This window comes from Tsuneonella sp. HG249, assembly GCF_053819205.1.
In genome coordinates, this window is the sequence record NZ_JBSOQY010000001.1 from 1,326,495 (window position 1) to 1,341,574 (window position 15,080).

Consider the following 15,080-nt stretch of genomic DNA (forward strand, 5'->3'; position numbering starts at 1 on the left):
TCGAAGTTCCCGGAGAAATCATGTCGACAGTCCTGGTAATCGGTGCGGGCGGGGTCAGCTCCGTCTGCGTGCACAAGATGGCGATGAACGCCGAGATCTTCTCCGACATTCACGTCGCGAGTCGTACGAAATCGAAATGCGACGCCATCGCCGCCAGCGTGAAGCAGCGGACCGGGCGCGATGTGACCACATACTCGATCGACGCCGAGGAAGTGCCGGCGATGGTCAACCTGATCCGCAAGGTAAAGCCTTCGCTCGTGGTCAATCTCGCCCTGCCGTACCAGGACCTCCCGATCATGGACGCCTGCCTTGAAGCGGGCGTGAACTATCTCGACACGGCGAATTACGAGCCGAAAGACGAGGCCAAGTTCGAATACAAGTGGCAGTGGGCCTACCACGATCGCTTCAAGGAAGCCGGGCTGATGGCACTGCTCGGCAGCGGCTTCGATCCGGGCGTGACGAGCGTATTCACGATGTGGCTCAAGAAGCATAGGCTGAAGACCATCCGCCAGCTCGACATCCTCGACTGCAACGGCGGCGATCACGGCCAGCACTTCGCGACCAATTTCAACCCGGAAATCAACATCCGCGAAGTCACCGCGCCCGCGCGTCACTGGGAGAACGGTGAGTGGGTCGAGACGCCGGCGATGCAGGTGAGGACCGAGTTCGACTTCGAGGCGGTCGGCAAGAAGAACGCCTACCTGATGTATCACGAGGAGCTGGAAAGCCTCGCACGGTTCGTGCCCGAGCTCGAGCGGGCGCGGTTCTGGATGACCTTCGGCGACGCCTACATCACACATCTGACCGTCCTGCAGAATGTCGGCATGACCTCTATCGAGCCGATCCGCTATCAGGGCAGGGAGATCATCCCGCTGCAGTTCCTCGCCGCGGTGCTCCCCAAGCCGGAAACGCTCGGCGAAACGACCAAGGGCAACACCAACATCGGCGTCATCGCCACCGGCGACGCGCTCGATGGTTCGGGCGAGAAAACCTTCTACATCAAGAATATCTGCAGCCACGAAGCGGCCTATGAGGAAACCGGCAATCAGGCGGTCAGCTATACCACTGGCGTCCCGGCGATGATCGGCAGCGCGATGGTCGTCATCGGCAAGTGGGCAGGGCAGGGTGTGTTCAACATGGAGGAGATGGACCCAGACCCGTTCATGGACATGCTGAACTCCGATGGCTTGCCGTGGACCGTCGAGGAACTGCAGGGTCCGGTGAACTTCTGATGGAGACAAGAGCCGGGGACCCCGGCGCCTTCGCCGAGTTCGATCTTCACAGGGTCGACAGCCCCGCATTCGTGGTGGACGCGGCGAAGCTGCGCGCAAACCTGCAGGTTCTCGCGGACGTTCGCGACGAGGCAGACATCAAGATGCTCGCGGCGCTTAAGGCGTTCAGCATGTGGTCGGTGGCGCCGATCATCGGTGAGTACCTCGATGGGGTCTGCACCAGCGGCCTGTGGGAAGCGCGGCTCGCGAGCGAGTTCTACGATGGCGAGATCGCCACCTACTGCGCGGCGTACAGGCCCGACGAACTGGCGGAGGTATGCCGGCTTTCGGACCACGTGATCTTCAATTCGCCGGGGCAACTCGAGCGCTATCGGCCGATCCTCGACGCCGCGCGCGCGGCCGGCCAGGATTTCGACGTCGGCCTGCGGATCAATCCTCTGTGCCCCTGCGGCGAGGTGCCGCGTTACGATCCTTCGTCGCCGGGTAGCCGGCTCGGCTTCCCGCTCGACCAACTGACGCCGGAAATCATGGGGCAGATTGACGGCATTCACTTCCACAATCTGTGCGAACAGGATTTCGAGCCGCTGAAGCGCACCTGGGACACGGTGTTCGACGCGATCGAGCCCTATTTCGGCGACTTGAAGTGGATCAACATGGGCGGTGGCCATCACATCACCCGCGCCGACTACCAGCGGGAGGAACTGGTCGAATTCCTGAAGGACGCCAAGGAGGATACAGATGCAGCGATCTATCTCGAACCCGGTGAAGCGGTGGCGCTCGACGCCGGCATCCTGGTCGGTACGATCCTCGATTCGCACTGGAACGGCCGACCAGTGGCGATCGTCGATCTTTCGGCAACCTGCCACATGCCCGACGTAATCGAGGCCCCTTATCGTCCTGCCATGCTCGGCGAGAGGCCGGCGCTGGGCGGAGACAGCGGTCTGGGCGACCCCGGCGACTGGTTGGGCGACGGTTCGGCGGGCTCCCCGGAGGTCGTACGGCTTGGGGGGCCATCGTGCCTCGCGGGCGACGTGATCGGCGACTATCGCCTGCCGGTGCCCAACGAACCCGGAGAGCGAATCGCGTTCCTCGATCAGGCGCACTATTCGATGGTAAAGACCAACACTTTCAACGGTGTACGTTTGCCTTCGATCTGGTTATGGGACAGCGGTACGGACGCGCTCGAGCAGGTCAAGTCCTTCGATTACGAGGATTTTCGCGACCGGCTCAGCTAACGCGTCGCTTCATCTGGCGGCAACGGGGTCGATTTTCACTTGCGGTTCACCCCCCGGCCTATATAGGCCCCCTCCGCAGCCCCAAGGGGACTTCCAAGACCGCAAGGCTGCCTCGTTCAAACTTACGTTTGGGGGTCCCTTGAGTTGCACATCCATCCTGACGCACGGTCTGTAGTTCGCGCGCTCGCGCCGGACGAACCGGTAATTCTCAACCGCCCGCACGCCGCTGCGCGCGCCGCCCGATTCTTCACTGAGAAGTTTCCGGGCCGGTCGCTCTACGCTGTTAAGGCCAATCCCTCGCCCGACCTGCTCCAGGTCCTGTGGGACAGCGGTGTGACGCATTACGATGTCGCCTCGATCGCCGAGGTTCGCCTGGCGCGCACGGTGCTAGCTGATGCCGAGCTGTGTTTCATGCACCCGGTCAAGACTGCCAGGGCGATCCGCGAGGCTTATTTCGAGCACGGCGTAAAGACCTTCAGCCTCGATAGCATCGAGGAACTGGAGAAGATCGTCGAGGCGACCACTGGTGAGGACGGCGACACGGCGAGCGACCTCCGGCTTCTGGTGCGCCTGCGCGTATCGTCCGAATACTCGGAGTTGAGCCTCGCGGCCAAGTTTGGGGTCGACCTCGCCGACGCGGCCGAACTCCTTCAGACCACTCGCCAGCATTGCGACTGGCTGGGAGTGTGCTTCCACGTCGGCAGCCAGGCGATGACCCCGTTCGCTTACGTCCAGGCGCTCGAGCGCGTGCGCGCCGCTGTCGCAGAGGCTTCGGTCGTCATCGACGTGGTCGACGTCGGCGGGGGCTTCCCGAGCGACTACCCCGGCATGGAGCCGCCGCCGCTCGAGGATTACTTCACGATCATCCACCGCCACTTCGAAGCGCTGCCGATCGCCTACAACGCCGAGCTGTGGTGCGAGCCCGGCCGCGCCCTGTGCGCCGAGTATTCGTCGCTGATCGTCCGCGTCGAAAAGCGCCGCGGCGAAGAGCTGTACATCAACGATGGCTCTTACGGCGCGCTGTTCGATGCCGCGCACGTCGACTGGCGGTTCCCGGTGACCGCGCTGGAAGACGATCTTGCCCAACCCCTGGCCGAATTCTCGTTCTACGGGCCGACCTGCGACGATGCCGACTACATGAAGGGCCCCTTCATGCTACCGGCGGACATCCAGGCGGGCGACTACATCGAGATCGGCATGCTGGGCGCCTATGGCGCGGCGATGAAGACCGGTTTCAACGGGTTCGGGAACGCGCAGCAGATCGTGGTCGACGATGAGCCCATGGCCAGTCTCTACCGCGGCGATCGCGTGGATCCCCGGGCCAGCGACAACGTCGTCAGCTTGCGCTGATCAGGCCGCGGCCGGCTCGTAAAAGGGCCGGCAGCCAGCGATTGTTACCCGCTCCATCACGCGCCGCGCGGGGAAGTAATCGCTCGCCGCGAAGTGCTGGCATACGCGGTTATCCCAGAACGCGATCGACCCAGGTTGCCAGCGAAACCGGCACTGGATCTCCGGGTCGGCGGCGGTTGCGTACAGGTGATCGAGCAGCCAGCGGCTCTCTTTGTCGGACAGGCCTTCGATGTGGCTGGTGAAGGCCGTGTTGACGAAAATCGACGGCTTGCCCGTTTCGGGGTGGGTGCGGACCACCGGATGGCGCATCGGGGGGTACTGCTCATGCAGCTCTTCCGGCCGCTTGCCGAGGCGCTTGGCGAACACGCGGGCAATGTCGTGAATGGCGGTGAGGCTGCTGATGAAGCGCTTCATTTCGGGTGTTAGACGTTGAAAGGCGAGGTGCATGCTAGCAAATAGCGTATCGCCGCCGACTTCCGGCACCTCGATCGCGCGCAAAATCGAGCCGAGCGAGGGCTTTTCGCGCCAGGTTACGTCCGAATGCCACGAGTTTTCCCGTCCGCGGCTGTCCGGGCCATGCGCAATCCGGAGGATTTCGCGGTTTTTCTGGTCTTTTGGCGTGGCCGGATGAATCTCCAACTCGCCGAAATGCCGCGCGAAGGCGATGTGCTGTTCCTGCGTGAGATGCTGGTCGCGGAAGAAGATCACGCCGTGTTCGAGCAGTGCCGCGCGGATTTCCGGAATGCGTTGGGCAATGTCGGACGAGGCGAGGTCGACGTTGCCGATCTCCGCGCCGATCGCCGGGGTCAACGGGCGAATATCCAGTTCGGTGTCAGCGGAAGGTCGAGCGGCCGTGGCCATGAGCGCGTCTCCTTGGAAGGCAGGATGCGCCTGACCTCACCCGGCCGTCAATCGGCGAAACCGATGAACCGCGCTGCCTCGCTCACCGGCTTGCGGTGGGAAACGACCGCGTTCGCAGGAAAGGTATCGTCAGGCCAGCCCAATGCCACCGCCTTCATGATCACCTGATCCGCCGGGATGCCGGCATGCTGGCGCACCACCGGGCTCTGCATGATGCCTTGCGAGTTGATCACACAGCCGAGCCCGCGCGACCACGCCGCGTTGACCAGCGCGTTGGTGACCGCGCCGCAATCGAAAGCGCTGTCGTCGCTGTCGGCGAGTTCGCGATCGTAGGCCACGATCACGCACACCGGCGCATCGAACTGGCGGAATCCGCGCAGCACCCAGTCCTGCCGTCCGTCCTTGTCGTCGCGTTGGATGCCCATGGCCTCGAACAGTTGCTTGGCAACGCCGATCTGGCGCTCGCGATGCACCCCCGCGAACGGGCTGCCGCGGCGGAATTCCCGGCTGTCGGGCACACCGGCGAGGATGTTCTCGGTGTTGCCTTGGCGGATGCGATCGAGCGGCTCGCCGGAGATGACGTGGAAATGCCAGGGCTGAGTGTTCATCGACGAGGGCGAGCGCATGGCCAGCTCGAGGACCTCTTCGATCAAGGCCCGGGGCACCGGCTTGTCGAGATAGCCTCTGATCGAACGGCGGCCGAGAACCACTTCGTCGTAGGATGGGCGGGATGCGTTGCTCATGGCAACCGGCTTAACCGCTCGCCGCGCCGAGTAAAGCCTCAGCCGCCGCTGCCCACCTGCACCTGCATGAACTGCGGCGCTGTCGCCGACTGGCCCATCGGCATCGATCCCCCCTGCTGGAGCGAAGTCAGCGGCATTCCCGCGGAAGCCAGTGCATATGGGCTGACGCGATGCCGGGTGCACAGCCCGCCGGCGCCGTCGCTTACCAGCGGCTGCTCGAACTCGACACCGAGCTGGGCCCCTTCCGAGCGCTTCACCTCGCACACGACGAGCTGGCCGCCGCCGAGGTCGAGCACGAAAGCGGTCCCGATGGGCACGCCGACGAGACCTTCGATGAAGGCGCCGTTCTTGGAAAGATCGCGGATCACCGCCTCGTAGCGGTGGTCGCCGTGGATGATGCCGATCCGCCGGAACATCGATCGCCGGTCTGCCCGGTGCTTGTCCGGGCCGCTCGGCTCGATCTTGAACTCGCCCGAGTGAATGTTGGCGAGAACGATCGGCTGGGGCATCGCCTTGGAATAGATCCAGCCCTGAACGAACTCGGCGCCGCGTTTCTTGACCACGTCGAGCTGGTCGAAGGCTTCGACGCCTTCGACCGTGGTATCCATTCCCAGCGCCTTAGACAGGCCGATAATCGCGGTGATGATCTTGGCGCTGTTCTGGTCTTTCTGGGTGCAGGTATCGACGAAGCTCCTGTCGACCTTGAGTTTGTCGAACGGCGCCGAGCGCAAGTAGCTGAGCGAGGAATAGCCGGTCCCGAAATCGTCGAGCGCCAGCCGCACGCCGAGCTTCTTCAGCTCGCGGAAGGTCGCATCAGTGGCCTCGCTGTCGCCCATGAATACGCTCTCGGTCAGCTCGAGCTCGAGCCGGTCGGGGGCGAGGCCGCTTGCGTCCAGAGCGCCGGCGACAATGTCGACGAAGCCGTTGGCGGTAAACTGACGGGCCGACACGTTGACCGCAACGCGCACCGTTTCCGGCCAGGCCATGGCATCGGCGCAAGCCCGGTTGAGAGCCCATTCGCCGAGCGGGCCGATCAGGCTCGATTCCTCCGCGACCGGGATGAACGTGCCGGGCGGGACCCAGCCGCGCTCCTCGTGCTCCCACCGCATGAGCGCTTCCATGCCGACCACGTGGTTGTCGGAAACCCGGACCACCGGCTGATAATGGAGCTGCAATTCGTCTGCGGCGAGGGCTTCGCGCAAATCGTCGAGAAGTAGCTGGCGCTCCTCTTCCTCGTCCTTGAGGTCGGCGGAATAGAACCGGAACTGGCCACGCCCGCCATTCTTGGCGGCATAGAGCGCAAGATCGGTCGCCCGGACCAACTCGTCCGCCTCGAGGCCGTCGTAAGGGGCGATCGCCACCCCGACCGAGACGCCGATGATCGCGCGCTTGTCTTCGATCGGGTAGGGCTGCGAGACGATCTGGATGATCTTCTCGGCCATTTCGCCGAGCTTCCCGCGGTCGTCGACATCGGGAAGGATGACCTGGAATTCATCGCCGCCGAGGCGGCCGATCTCGCCGCGCTCGCCGATCACGTTCCGCAGCCGCTCGGCCACTTGCTGCAGCAGGGCGTCGCCGGCGGGATGGCCCATGGTGTCGTTGACCTGCTTGAACCGGTCGAGGTCGAGCATCATCAGCGCGCAGACGCGCTTGGCGGCCTTGTAGGCAGCCAGCACGCTCTCGAGCCGGCGGTTCATCCGGTGGCGGTTGTAGAGCCCGGTGAGCGAGTCGAATTCGGCAAGCCGCTGGTCTTCGAGCTTGCGTTGGTATTCGACCGATACGTCCTTGGCAGCGCCGCGGTAGCCATGGAACTTGCCGGTGGAATCGATCTTGGGCTGGCCCGATAGCGACAACCACACCGGCCGGCCGACGCGGGCTTCCGGCAGGGCGCAGCGGACGACGACGTCGGATATCCTGTTGCGCGCCTTGAGCTGGAAACCCAGCGGGCGCCCAGAGCCGTTGTCGGGATCGTCGGGGTCCGTTTCGAACAGGTTCGCCAGCGGCTGGCCGAGAAGGGTCGGCATGGCGATATCGAGCGCGTCGGCCGCGGCCGAGGAAAGATAGCTGAGATGGCCTTCAGCGTCGGACGCCCAGATCCAGGCGATGCCGGTCTGCTCGAAGTCGTCGAGCACGGCCGAGCGGAGGCCATCACTGGTGACCTCTTCCGCAGGAGCGCCGAAGCCCTTCAAGAGATTTCTGACGGCCATTCCGATCCGTGGTTCGTTGCCTGCCGCCATGCATACGACAAGGCGCGGATATCGCTAGCGCGGAATGGTTTACGCGAGCCTAAGGAGAGGCCCGCATGCGACGAATGGCGCGCGTCTTCAGGCCGCTCGCGCGAGACGCAGTTCGAGCCGGTCCCAGATCTCGACCAGCGCCTGCGTCAGGTCGTGCATCATCGCCTCGTCGTGGGCCGGGCCGGGGGTGAAGCGCAACCGCTCGGTGCCGCGGGGCACGGTCGGGAAGTTGATCGGCTGGACGTACATGCCGTACTCGGCGAGCAGGATGTCGCTGATTTTCTTGGCCCGGACGGGATCGCCCACCATCAGCGGAACGATGTGCGTGACGCTGTCCATCACCGGCAGGCCGGCTTCCGCAAACATCGTCTTCAGCCGGGCCGCAGCAGCCTGCTGGCCCTCTCGCTCTTCGCTCGAACTCTTGAGGTGGCGCACCGAAGCGAGCACGCCGGCGACGAGCACGGGGCTCAAGGAGGTCGTGAAAATGAACCCGGGGGCATAGCTGCGGATGCAGTCGACGATCTTGCGGTCGGCGGCGATATAGCCACCCATCACGCCAAACGCCTTGCCCAGCGTGCCTTCGATGATGTCGATCCGGTGCGCCGCTTCGTCGCGCTCCGAAATGCCGCCGCCGCGCGCGCCGTACATGCCGACCGCGTGGACTTCGTCGATGTAGGTCAGCGCGTTGTACTGTTCTGCGAGGTCGCATATCGCGTGGATCGGGGCCACGTCGCCATCCATCGAATAGACGCTCTCGAAAGCGATCAACTTGGGCGCGTCGGGATCTTCGGCGGCAAGCAGCTCTTCGAGATGCGCCACGTCGTTATGACGGAACACGCGCTTCTCGGCGCCGGAATTGCGGATGCCCGCGATCATGCTCGCGTGATTGAGTTCGTCGGAGAAGATCACGCAGCCCGGAAGGAGCTTCGCGAGCGTCGACAAAGTGGCATCGTTCGAGACGTAGCCGCTGGTGAAGATCAGCGCGGCTTCCTTGCCGTGGAGGTCGGCGAGCTCTTCCTCCAGCTCGATGTGATAGTGGGTGTTGCCGCCGATGTTGCGGGTGCCGCCGCTGCCGGCGCCGACGTCGTGCAGCGCGTCTTCCATCGCCGCAATGACCTTGGGATGCTGACCCATCGCGAGATAGTCGTTCGAACACCACACGGTGACGGGCTTGGGTCCGTTATGCCCGTGGAAGCAGCGCGCGTTGGGGTAAGCGCCCTTGTTGCGCAGGATATCGATGAAGACACGATAGCGGCCTTCGGCGTGCAGCCGATCGATCGCCTGGTCGAAGATATGGTCGTAGTTCACTGGCTATCCCGTCCGCCGGCGTTGGACGCGCCCTACGCCTCCGGGCGCGACAATTCCACCGCGATCTTTGCGAACGGTTCGCGATTAAGCCGGTGACGGGAGCGACCGGAGGTCGACAGTCCGGAGGAATTCAGCTCGCAGGCTCTCCACGAAACGGGCGATTTCACAGCAGACTTCGCGCCACATTGCACGCTCGGCTTCGCACGCCGCGGGAATGTTCTCGAGCAGCACCTCCAGCGTCGCGTCGACAAGGCCCATGTACCAGCGCGGGCCGACCTCCAGCGTATCGTTGTGGTGCACGATCGTAGTTCCCTGTTCGATCATCACCGCGGCCGGTTCCTCTACCCAGCGCAGGAGCAGGAACACAGTCTCCGCGACCATGCGCGCCTCGAGACCGCTGGTGTCGCCGAGGCCGTGATGGGCGAACGAGGCGCGAGCGCCAGGCTCTGCGGCGTAATAGCGTTCAAGCACCTCGGCGGTAATGTCGCCGCGTTCTTCGGCCAGCCGCCCGAGGCTTGCTTCCGCCAGGGGAACTCGGTGGCCCGACGCCCCCGTCACACGGCCTCCACTCTCTCGATGCCGTAAGCGGCCAGAGCGGGTTGCAGGGCGGCGAAGTCGGCCACCGAGCCGGTAGTCACCGCGAAATCCGGGCGCTCGCGTCGCCAGTTTTGGCCGGCGGTGAGGTGAGCGATCCGTCGGGCGATCCCCTGCGCACCGTCGACAAAGGTCACGCCCTTGCCGAACGCAGCGGCCAGCTCGCTGTGGAGGAGCGGGAAGTGCGTGCAGGCAAGCACCACCGTGTCGATTTCGCTACCGTCCGGCTGTGCGCGCAAGCCCGCGGCTGCCGAGGCAAACACTGCCGGCTCGATGGGCTCGCGACGCAACCTGGCCTCGGCCGCGGCGACGAGGCCGGGCGCCGCATGGCGAATGAGCTTCTTATCGGCGGCGAACTCCGCTTCGAGGCGGTCGACGTAACCCTGGCGGATCGTGGCCTCGGTGCCGAGCAACCCGATAGCGCCGGTCTTCGTTATCGCCGCCGCCGGCTTGATCGCCGGGACCGTGCCGACAATCGGGATGTTGAGCACCTCTCGCACCATGCCGAGCGCGATGGTCGAGGCGGTGTTGCAGGCGATGGTGGCGAGGCGTGGCTTGTATCGCTCGCTGAGGACCCCAAGCAGCCCGGCCACCCGCGCCGCGATCTCGGCTTCGCTTTTCGTGCCGTACGGCAGACCGGCGGTGTCCGCGGCATAGATCACCGGCGCTTCAGGCAACAACTTGCGCAGTTCCGCCAGCACGGTCAGCCCGCCGACGCCTGAATCGAATAGCAGAATCGGGGCCGCAGCGTCCAAACCGTTGTCTCCAAACCCGTTCGGGCCGCGCTTGTAGAAGCATTGCCCTTACTTTAGGCCGCGCTAGTGGGCGAGCAGCCGTTGGGCAATGCCGGCCGTAGGGTCGGCGGGTCGCCGTCAGGGGAGTGACTGGGATGGACTGGCTGCTTGCCGCGATCGCGGGATACCTGCTGGGCTCGATACCTTTCGGGCTGCTCCTCGCCCGCGCCGCCGGGCTAGGCGACGTGCGAGAGATCGGCAGCGGCAACATCGGCGCGACCAACGTGCTGCGCACCGGCAACAAGCCCGTCGCGGCGGGGACGCTCGTGCTCGATCTGGGCAAGGGACTGGCAGCGGTGCTGCTGGCCAAGGCACTGTGGCCGGGCGCCGAGGGGGCGGCGGCGGTCGCCGCGGTCGTGGGGCATTGCTTCCCCGTCTGGCTCAAGTTCAAGGGCGGCAAGGGGGTGGCCACCAACGCGGGGGTGAGCCTTGGGCTCGCGCTCGCGATAGGCGCGATCTACGCAGTGGTCTGGCTAACCGTGCTGGGGATCGTGCGGATCAGCTCGGTAGCCGGCATGGCGGCTGTCGTCGCGGCAGCGGTCGCCGCGGCGCTGCTCGGCCATTCCGAATACGTTCTGCCGCTGGCGGCGATTGCGGTGTTGATCGTCTGGCTCCATCGCGAAAACCTCGGTCGCCTCATGCGGGGCGAGGAACCCAAGGTCGGCGCGAAGAAGTGAGCCTGTCGCAGGGAGAAGCCTTCGCGCGCATCCGCTTGTTGCGCTCGCCGAACATCGGCCCGATCAGCTATCGCCAACTGCTTGGCCGGTTCGGTTCCGCCGAAGCCGCGATCGAGGCGCTCCCCAACCTCGCCCAGCGCGGCGGGCGGCCCTATCGCGCCGCGCCGCCGGAGACGATCGCGGAGGAAATCTCGCAGGTTCGCCGCTTGGGCGCGAAGTACCTGTTCCATGATCAAGCAGACTACCCGGCATCGCTCGCGGCCAGCGAAAGCGCGCCGCCGATCCTGACCTGGCGCGGTACGCTATCGCTCGCCTCAAGGCCCTGCGTCGCGATGGTGGGGGCGAGGAACGCGTCGGCCGCGGCGGTGAAGCTGGCGCGCGAATTTGCCGCCGCGCTGTCCGGGGCGGGGTTCACCGTCGTCTCCGGCCTCGCACGGGGGATCGACGGCGCCGCGCACGAAGGTTCGCTTCCTGCGACCATCGGCGTCATCGCCAGCGGGATCGACATCGCCTATCCGCCGCAGCACACCGCGCTACAGGAGCGGGTCGCCAGCGAGGGCCTGCTGATTGCCGAGCAGCCTCCCGGCACCGAGCCTCGCGGCAGCCATTTCCCGAGCCGCAATCGCATCATCGCGGGGCTCTCCAGCGGGACCCTCGTGGTGGAGGCGGCGCCCAAGTCCGGCTCGCTGATCACTGCTCGCCTCGCGGCCGAGGCGGGGCGCGAAGTCATGGCAATCCCCGGCAGCCCGCTCGACGGGCGGGCGACGGGCTGCAACCAGTTGATCCGCGACGGCGCCGTGCTGGTGCAGACCCCGGACGACGTCATCGAGCTCCTGTCGGGCTTCGACGGTACCCCGCGCTCGACCTTTCGCGAGGCCACGCCGGCTTACGTGTTAGCCGACGACGAACTTGCCGATGCGGAGCCGGCCGATGTGTCCGAGATGTTGACCACCGCTCCGGTGGCGGTCGACGAGCTGATCCGCCAATCGGGCGAGCCGCCGGCGTCGGTGCAGATGGCCTTGCTCGAGCTCGAGATAGCCGGACGGCTCGTTCGGCACGCCGGAGGGAGGGTTAGCCTTGCCGCCTGAAAAGAAGTTTGCCGCCCGGGTATATCTGTGGGCCGCGGTTTATGGCGTTCCGGTTCTCGCCCTGGCGTATTTCCAGCCCGTGCCCGACCCGTGGCACCTCACGCACCTTGGGTTCGTGGGCGTGGCGCTCGTGTTCCAGGGCGTTTTTCTCGTCATCGCGCGATCCGGGTCGTTTCCAGCCTATCATGCCGCTCACCATCTTCGAGAAGCTGTGCTTCGGCGTGCCTGCCGTAGCGTTCTACCTCCGCGGACAGGTAGACGCTTCCGCCGCGGTGTTCGGCGCGATCGACCTGCTGCTCGCGGCGCTGTTCACCGTCGCCTGGCGCCGGATGGCCCACGCCAGCGCTTGACGCGACGTTTGCAGCCCCGCCACCCTCGCGCGTACGTATACGCGTAGGGACACCGCTTCACTCACATGCAACTCGTCATCGTCGAATCGCCCGCCAAGGCGCGCACCATCGAGAAATACCTGGGCTCGGACTACAAGGTCCTCGCCAGCTACGGCCACGTCCGCGACCTGCCGCCCAAAGACGGCAGCGTGCGGCCGGACGAGGACTTCGCGATGGACTGGGAGGTCTACCGCGACAAGCAGGGCCGAGTGAAGGATATCGCCGACCTGGCGAAGAAGGCCGACCGCCTGATCCTCGCCACCGACCCCGACCGCGAGGGCGAGGCGATCAGTTGGCACGTGCGCGACCTGCTGGCGAAGAAGAAGGCGCTCCCCGCCGAAGTCGAGCGGGTTACGTTCAACGCGATCACCAAGCAGGCGGTGACCGAGGCGATGGCGAAGCCCCGCGAGCTCGATCAGCCGCTGATCGATGCCTATCTGGCGCGTCGAGCGCTCGACTACCTCTATGGCTTCACGCTCTCGCCGGTGCTCTGGCGGCGGCTGCCCGGCGCCAAGAGCGCGGGCCGCGTGCAGTCGGTCGCATTGCGGCTAATCGTGGAGCGCGAGCGCGAGATCGAAGCGTTCGTCGCGCAGGAATACTGGAGCGTCACCGCGCACCTGCAGCACGACGGCACCGCGTTCGACGCGCGGCTGGTGACTTACGACGGGCAGAAGCTCGACCGCCTCACCATCGGCGACGAAGGCATCGCGCTCTCCTCCAAGGCCGCGGTCGAAGAAGCGCGCTTCACGGTCGAGGGCGTCGAGACCAAACCGCTCAAGCGCAGCCCGGCGCCCCCGTTCACCACCTCGACGCTGCAGCAAGAGGCCGCGCGCAAGCTCGGCTACTCCGCCAGCCACACCATGCGGCTGGCGCAGACGCTGTATGAGCAGGGCGCGATCACCTACATGCGCACCGACGGCGTGCAGATGGACCACAGCGCGATCAGCGCGGCGCGAAAGGCGATCAGCGATCGCTTCTCGGGCCATTACCTTCCGGAAAAGCCGCGCATCTACCAGACCAAGGCCAAGAACGCGCAGGAAGCGCACGAGGCGATCCGTCCGACCGACTTCACCCGCGACCACGCCGGGCAGGGCGACGAGGCGCGGCTCTACGACCTCATCTTCAAGCGCGCGATGGCGAGCCAGATGGCCGCCGCGAGCCTCGAGCGCACCACGGTCACCCTGCGCGATCCGACCGGGCGGCACGAGCTGCGCGCAACCGGGCAAGTGGTCAAGTTTCCCGGTTTCCTCGCGGTCTATGAAGAAGGCCGCGACGCGAAAGGCGAAGATGACGACGAAGGCCTGCTCCCGCTGATGCGGCAGGGCGACACCCCCGCAAAGACGGGGGTCGACGCCACCCAGCACTTCACCCAGCCGCCAGCGCGCTTCTCCGAAGCCTCGCTGGTCAAGCGGCTTGAGGAGCTCGGCATCGGCCGCCCATCGACTTACGCTTCGACCATTCAGACCCTGCGCGACCGCGAATACGTGCGGATGGAGAAGAACAGGTTCTTCGCCGAAGAGTCCGGCCGCCTGCTCACAGCCTTCCTCGAGCGCTTCTTCGACCGCTACGTCGCCTACGACTTCACCGCCGGGATGGAAGACGAACTCGACATCGTCTCCGACGGCAAGGAAGACTGGAAGAAGCTGCTTCGGCAGTTCTGGCTCGACTTCAAGCCGAAGACCGACGAGGTGATGGAGCGAAAGCCGTCGGAAGTGACCGAGGCGCTCGACGAATATCTTGGCGATTACCTGTTCCCCCCGCGGGCCGACGGGCACGATCCGCGCGAATGCCAGACGTGCGTTGCCGAAGGGCGCGCCGGCGGCAGGCTCGCCCTGCGCGGCGGCAAGTTCGGGGCTTTTATAGCCTGCTCGAACTATCCCGAGTGCAAGTTCACCCGCCAGTTCGCCAGCCCAGGGGGCGGCGCGGACGACGGCGGGGAGGACGCGATACTGGGCAAGGATCCCGACACCGGACTGCCGGTCGAGCGCAAGAAGGGGCGCTTCGGCCCATACGTTCAATTGGGCGAGGGTAAGGACGCCAAGCGCGCCAGCATTCCCAAGGACCTCGAGGACTTCGATCTCGAGTGGGCGTTGAAGCTGCTTGCGCTGCCGCGGATCGTCGGCGCGCATCCGGACACCGGGCTTGAGATCGAAGCCAACATCGGCCGTTACGGCCCCTACCTTCGCCACGACGGCAAGTACGGCAAGCTGGCGAGCACTCGCGAGGTGTTCGAGGTCGGCATGAACCGCGCCGTCGACCTGCTGGCACAGGCCGCCAACCGCGGGGGGGCGGGCGGGCGCGCCAAGGCCGAACCGATCAAGGCGTTCGGCGCGCACCCGACCAGCGGCGGCGAGATGAAGGTCATGCCCGGCCGCTACGGCCCTTACGTCACAGACGGCACCACCAATGCCACCCTCCCTCGCGACGCCAAGCCCGAGGACCTGACCGAGGCCCAGGCGATCGAACTGATCGACGCCCGCGCAGCCAAGGGCCCGGCGAAGAAGAAGGGCCGCAAGGCGCCGGCCAAGAAAAAGGCCGCACCGAAGAAGAAGGCCGCAACCTAGACATCGTC

13 protein-coding genes are annotated in these 15,080 nt (G+C 65.6%); 7 read left to right on the forward strand and 6 right to left on the reverse strand.

The window, feature by feature from the left end; all coding sequences use genetic code 11:
* Positions 1–20: 20 nt before the first annotated feature.
* The 3 genes from ACWPM1_RS06690 (at position 21) to ACWPM1_RS06700 (ending at position 3,817) form a co-directional block, all read left to right on the forward strand.
* A complete protein-coding gene (locus tag ACWPM1_RS06690; protein WP_455694060.1) occupies positions 21–1,232 on the forward strand; it encodes a saccharopine dehydrogenase family protein in 1,212 nt (403 codons plus the stop codon).
* The gene (locus ACWPM1_RS06695; protein WP_455694061.1) at positions 1,232–2,467 is read left to right on the forward strand and encodes a carboxynorspermidine decarboxylase; all 1,236 of its coding nucleotides are present in this window, start codon (positions 1,232–1,234) and stop codon (positions 2,465–2,467) included. Before ACWPM1_RS06690 ends, ACWPM1_RS06695 begins: the two co-directional genes overlap by 1 nt.
* Before the next feature lie 144 nt (positions 2,468–2,611).
* Complete coding sequence (locus ACWPM1_RS06700; protein ID WP_455694062.1) at positions 2,612–3,817, forward strand: type III PLP-dependent enzyme; 1,206 nt, start codon at positions 2,612–2,614, stop codon at positions 3,815–3,817.
* Here the strand turns inward: ACWPM1_RS06700 and ACWPM1_RS06705 are convergent, their stop codons facing one another.
* The 6 genes from ACWPM1_RS06705 to murI all read right to left on the reverse strand — a co-directional run bounded on the left by ACWPM1_RS06705 (position 3,818) and on the right by murI (position 10,315).
* Positions 3,818–4,678: a TauD/TfdA dioxygenase family protein gene (locus ACWPM1_RS06705; RefSeq protein WP_455694063.1), complete on the reverse strand. Its 861-nt coding sequence runs from the start codon at positions 4,676–4,678 to the stop codon at positions 3,818–3,820.
* 47 nt (positions 4,679–4,725) lie between these two features.
* Positions 4,726–5,421, reverse strand: coding sequence for a nitroreductase (locus ACWPM1_RS06710; protein ID WP_455694064.1), 696 nt, complete (start codon positions 5,419–5,421; stop codon positions 4,726–4,728).
* A gap of 38 nt (positions 5,422–5,459) precedes the next feature.
* Entirely contained in the window at positions 5,460–7,628 is a 2,169-nt protein-coding gene (locus tag ACWPM1_RS06715; RefSeq protein WP_455694065.1) for a putative bifunctional diguanylate cyclase/phosphodiesterase, read from the reverse strand.
* A gap of 117 nt (positions 7,629–7,745) precedes the next feature.
* Positions 7,746–8,966 (reverse strand): 5-aminolevulinate synthase, encoded by a 1,221-nt coding sequence (gene hemA / locus ACWPM1_RS06720; RefSeq protein WP_455694066.1) that lies wholly within the window; start codon positions 8,964–8,966, stop codon positions 7,746–7,748.
* Between the two features lie 84 nt (positions 8,967–9,050).
* Positions 9,051–9,524 carry a hypothetical protein gene (locus tag ACWPM1_RS06725; RefSeq protein WP_455694067.1) on the reverse strand — a complete coding sequence of 158 codons (474 nt, stop codon included), beginning with the start codon at positions 9,522–9,524 and terminating at the stop codon, positions 9,051–9,053.
* Positions 9,521–10,315: a glutamate racemase gene (murI, locus tag ACWPM1_RS06730; protein ID WP_455694068.1), complete on the reverse strand. Its 795-nt coding sequence runs from the start codon at positions 10,313–10,315 to the stop codon at positions 9,521–9,523. Before murI ends, ACWPM1_RS06725 begins: the two co-directional genes overlap by 4 nt.
* A 134-nt stretch (positions 10,316–10,449) precedes the next feature.
* Between murI and plsY the strand changes: the two genes are divergently transcribed.
* The 4 genes from plsY to topA all read left to right on the forward strand — a co-directional run bounded on the left by plsY (position 10,450) and on the right by topA (position 15,072).
* Positions 10,450–11,031 (forward strand): glycerol-3-phosphate 1-O-acyltransferase PlsY, encoded by a 582-nt coding sequence (gene plsY, locus ACWPM1_RS06735; protein WP_455694069.1) that lies wholly within the window; start codon positions 10,450–10,452, stop codon positions 11,029–11,031.
* Positions 11,028–12,119, forward strand: coding sequence for a DNA-processing protein DprA (dprA, locus tag ACWPM1_RS06740; RefSeq protein WP_455694070.1), 1,092 nt, complete (start codon positions 11,028–11,030; stop codon positions 12,117–12,119). The genes plsY and dprA overlap by 4 nt, the downstream gene beginning before the upstream one ends.
* 185 nt (positions 12,120–12,304) lie before the next feature.
* Positions 12,305–12,469, forward strand: a complete 165-nt coding sequence (locus ACWPM1_RS06745; RefSeq protein ID WP_455694071.1) for a hypothetical protein — start codon at positions 12,305–12,307, stop codon at positions 12,467–12,469.
* Positions 12,470–12,534: 65 nt separating this feature from the next.
* Positions 12,535–15,072, forward strand: coding sequence for a type I DNA topoisomerase (gene topA / locus ACWPM1_RS06750; RefSeq protein WP_455694072.1), 2,538 nt, complete (start codon positions 12,535–12,537; stop codon positions 15,070–15,072).
* Positions 15,073–15,080: the final 8 nt, after the last annotated feature.

What these genes read in the sequence shown, in the direction of transcription:
- ACWPM1_RS06690 (WP_455694060.1), top strand. Translation starts at nt 21, where the DNA reads ATGTCGACAGTCCTGGTAATCGGTGCGGGCGGGGTCAGCTCCGTCTGC.
- ACWPM1_RS06695 (WP_455694061.1), top strand. Translation starts at nt 1,232, where the DNA reads ATGGAGACAAGAGCCGGGGACCCCGGCGCCTTCGCCGAGTTCGATCTT.
- ACWPM1_RS06705 (WP_455694063.1), bottom strand. Translation starts at nt 4,678, where the DNA reads ATGGCCACGGCCGCTCGACCTTCCGCTGACACCGAACTGGATATTCGC.
- ACWPM1_RS06710 (WP_455694064.1), bottom strand. Translation starts at nt 5,421, where the DNA reads ATGAGCAACGCATCCCGCCCATCCTACGACGAAGTGGTTCTCGGCCGC.
- ACWPM1_RS06715 (WP_455694065.1), bottom strand. Translation starts at nt 7,628, where the DNA reads ATGGCCGTCAGAAATCTCTTGAAGGGCTTCGGCGCTCCTGCGGAAGAG.
- plsY (WP_455694069.1), top strand. Translation starts at nt 10,450, where the DNA reads ATGGACTGGCTGCTTGCCGCGATCGCGGGATACCTGCTGGGCTCGATA.
- ACWPM1_RS06745 (WP_455694071.1), top strand. Translation starts at nt 12,305, where the DNA reads ATGCCGCTCACCATCTTCGAGAAGCTGTGCTTCGGCGTGCCTGCCGTA.
- topA (WP_455694072.1), top strand. Translation starts at nt 12,535, where the DNA reads ATGCAACTCGTCATCGTCGAATCGCCCGCCAAGGCGCGCACCATCGAG.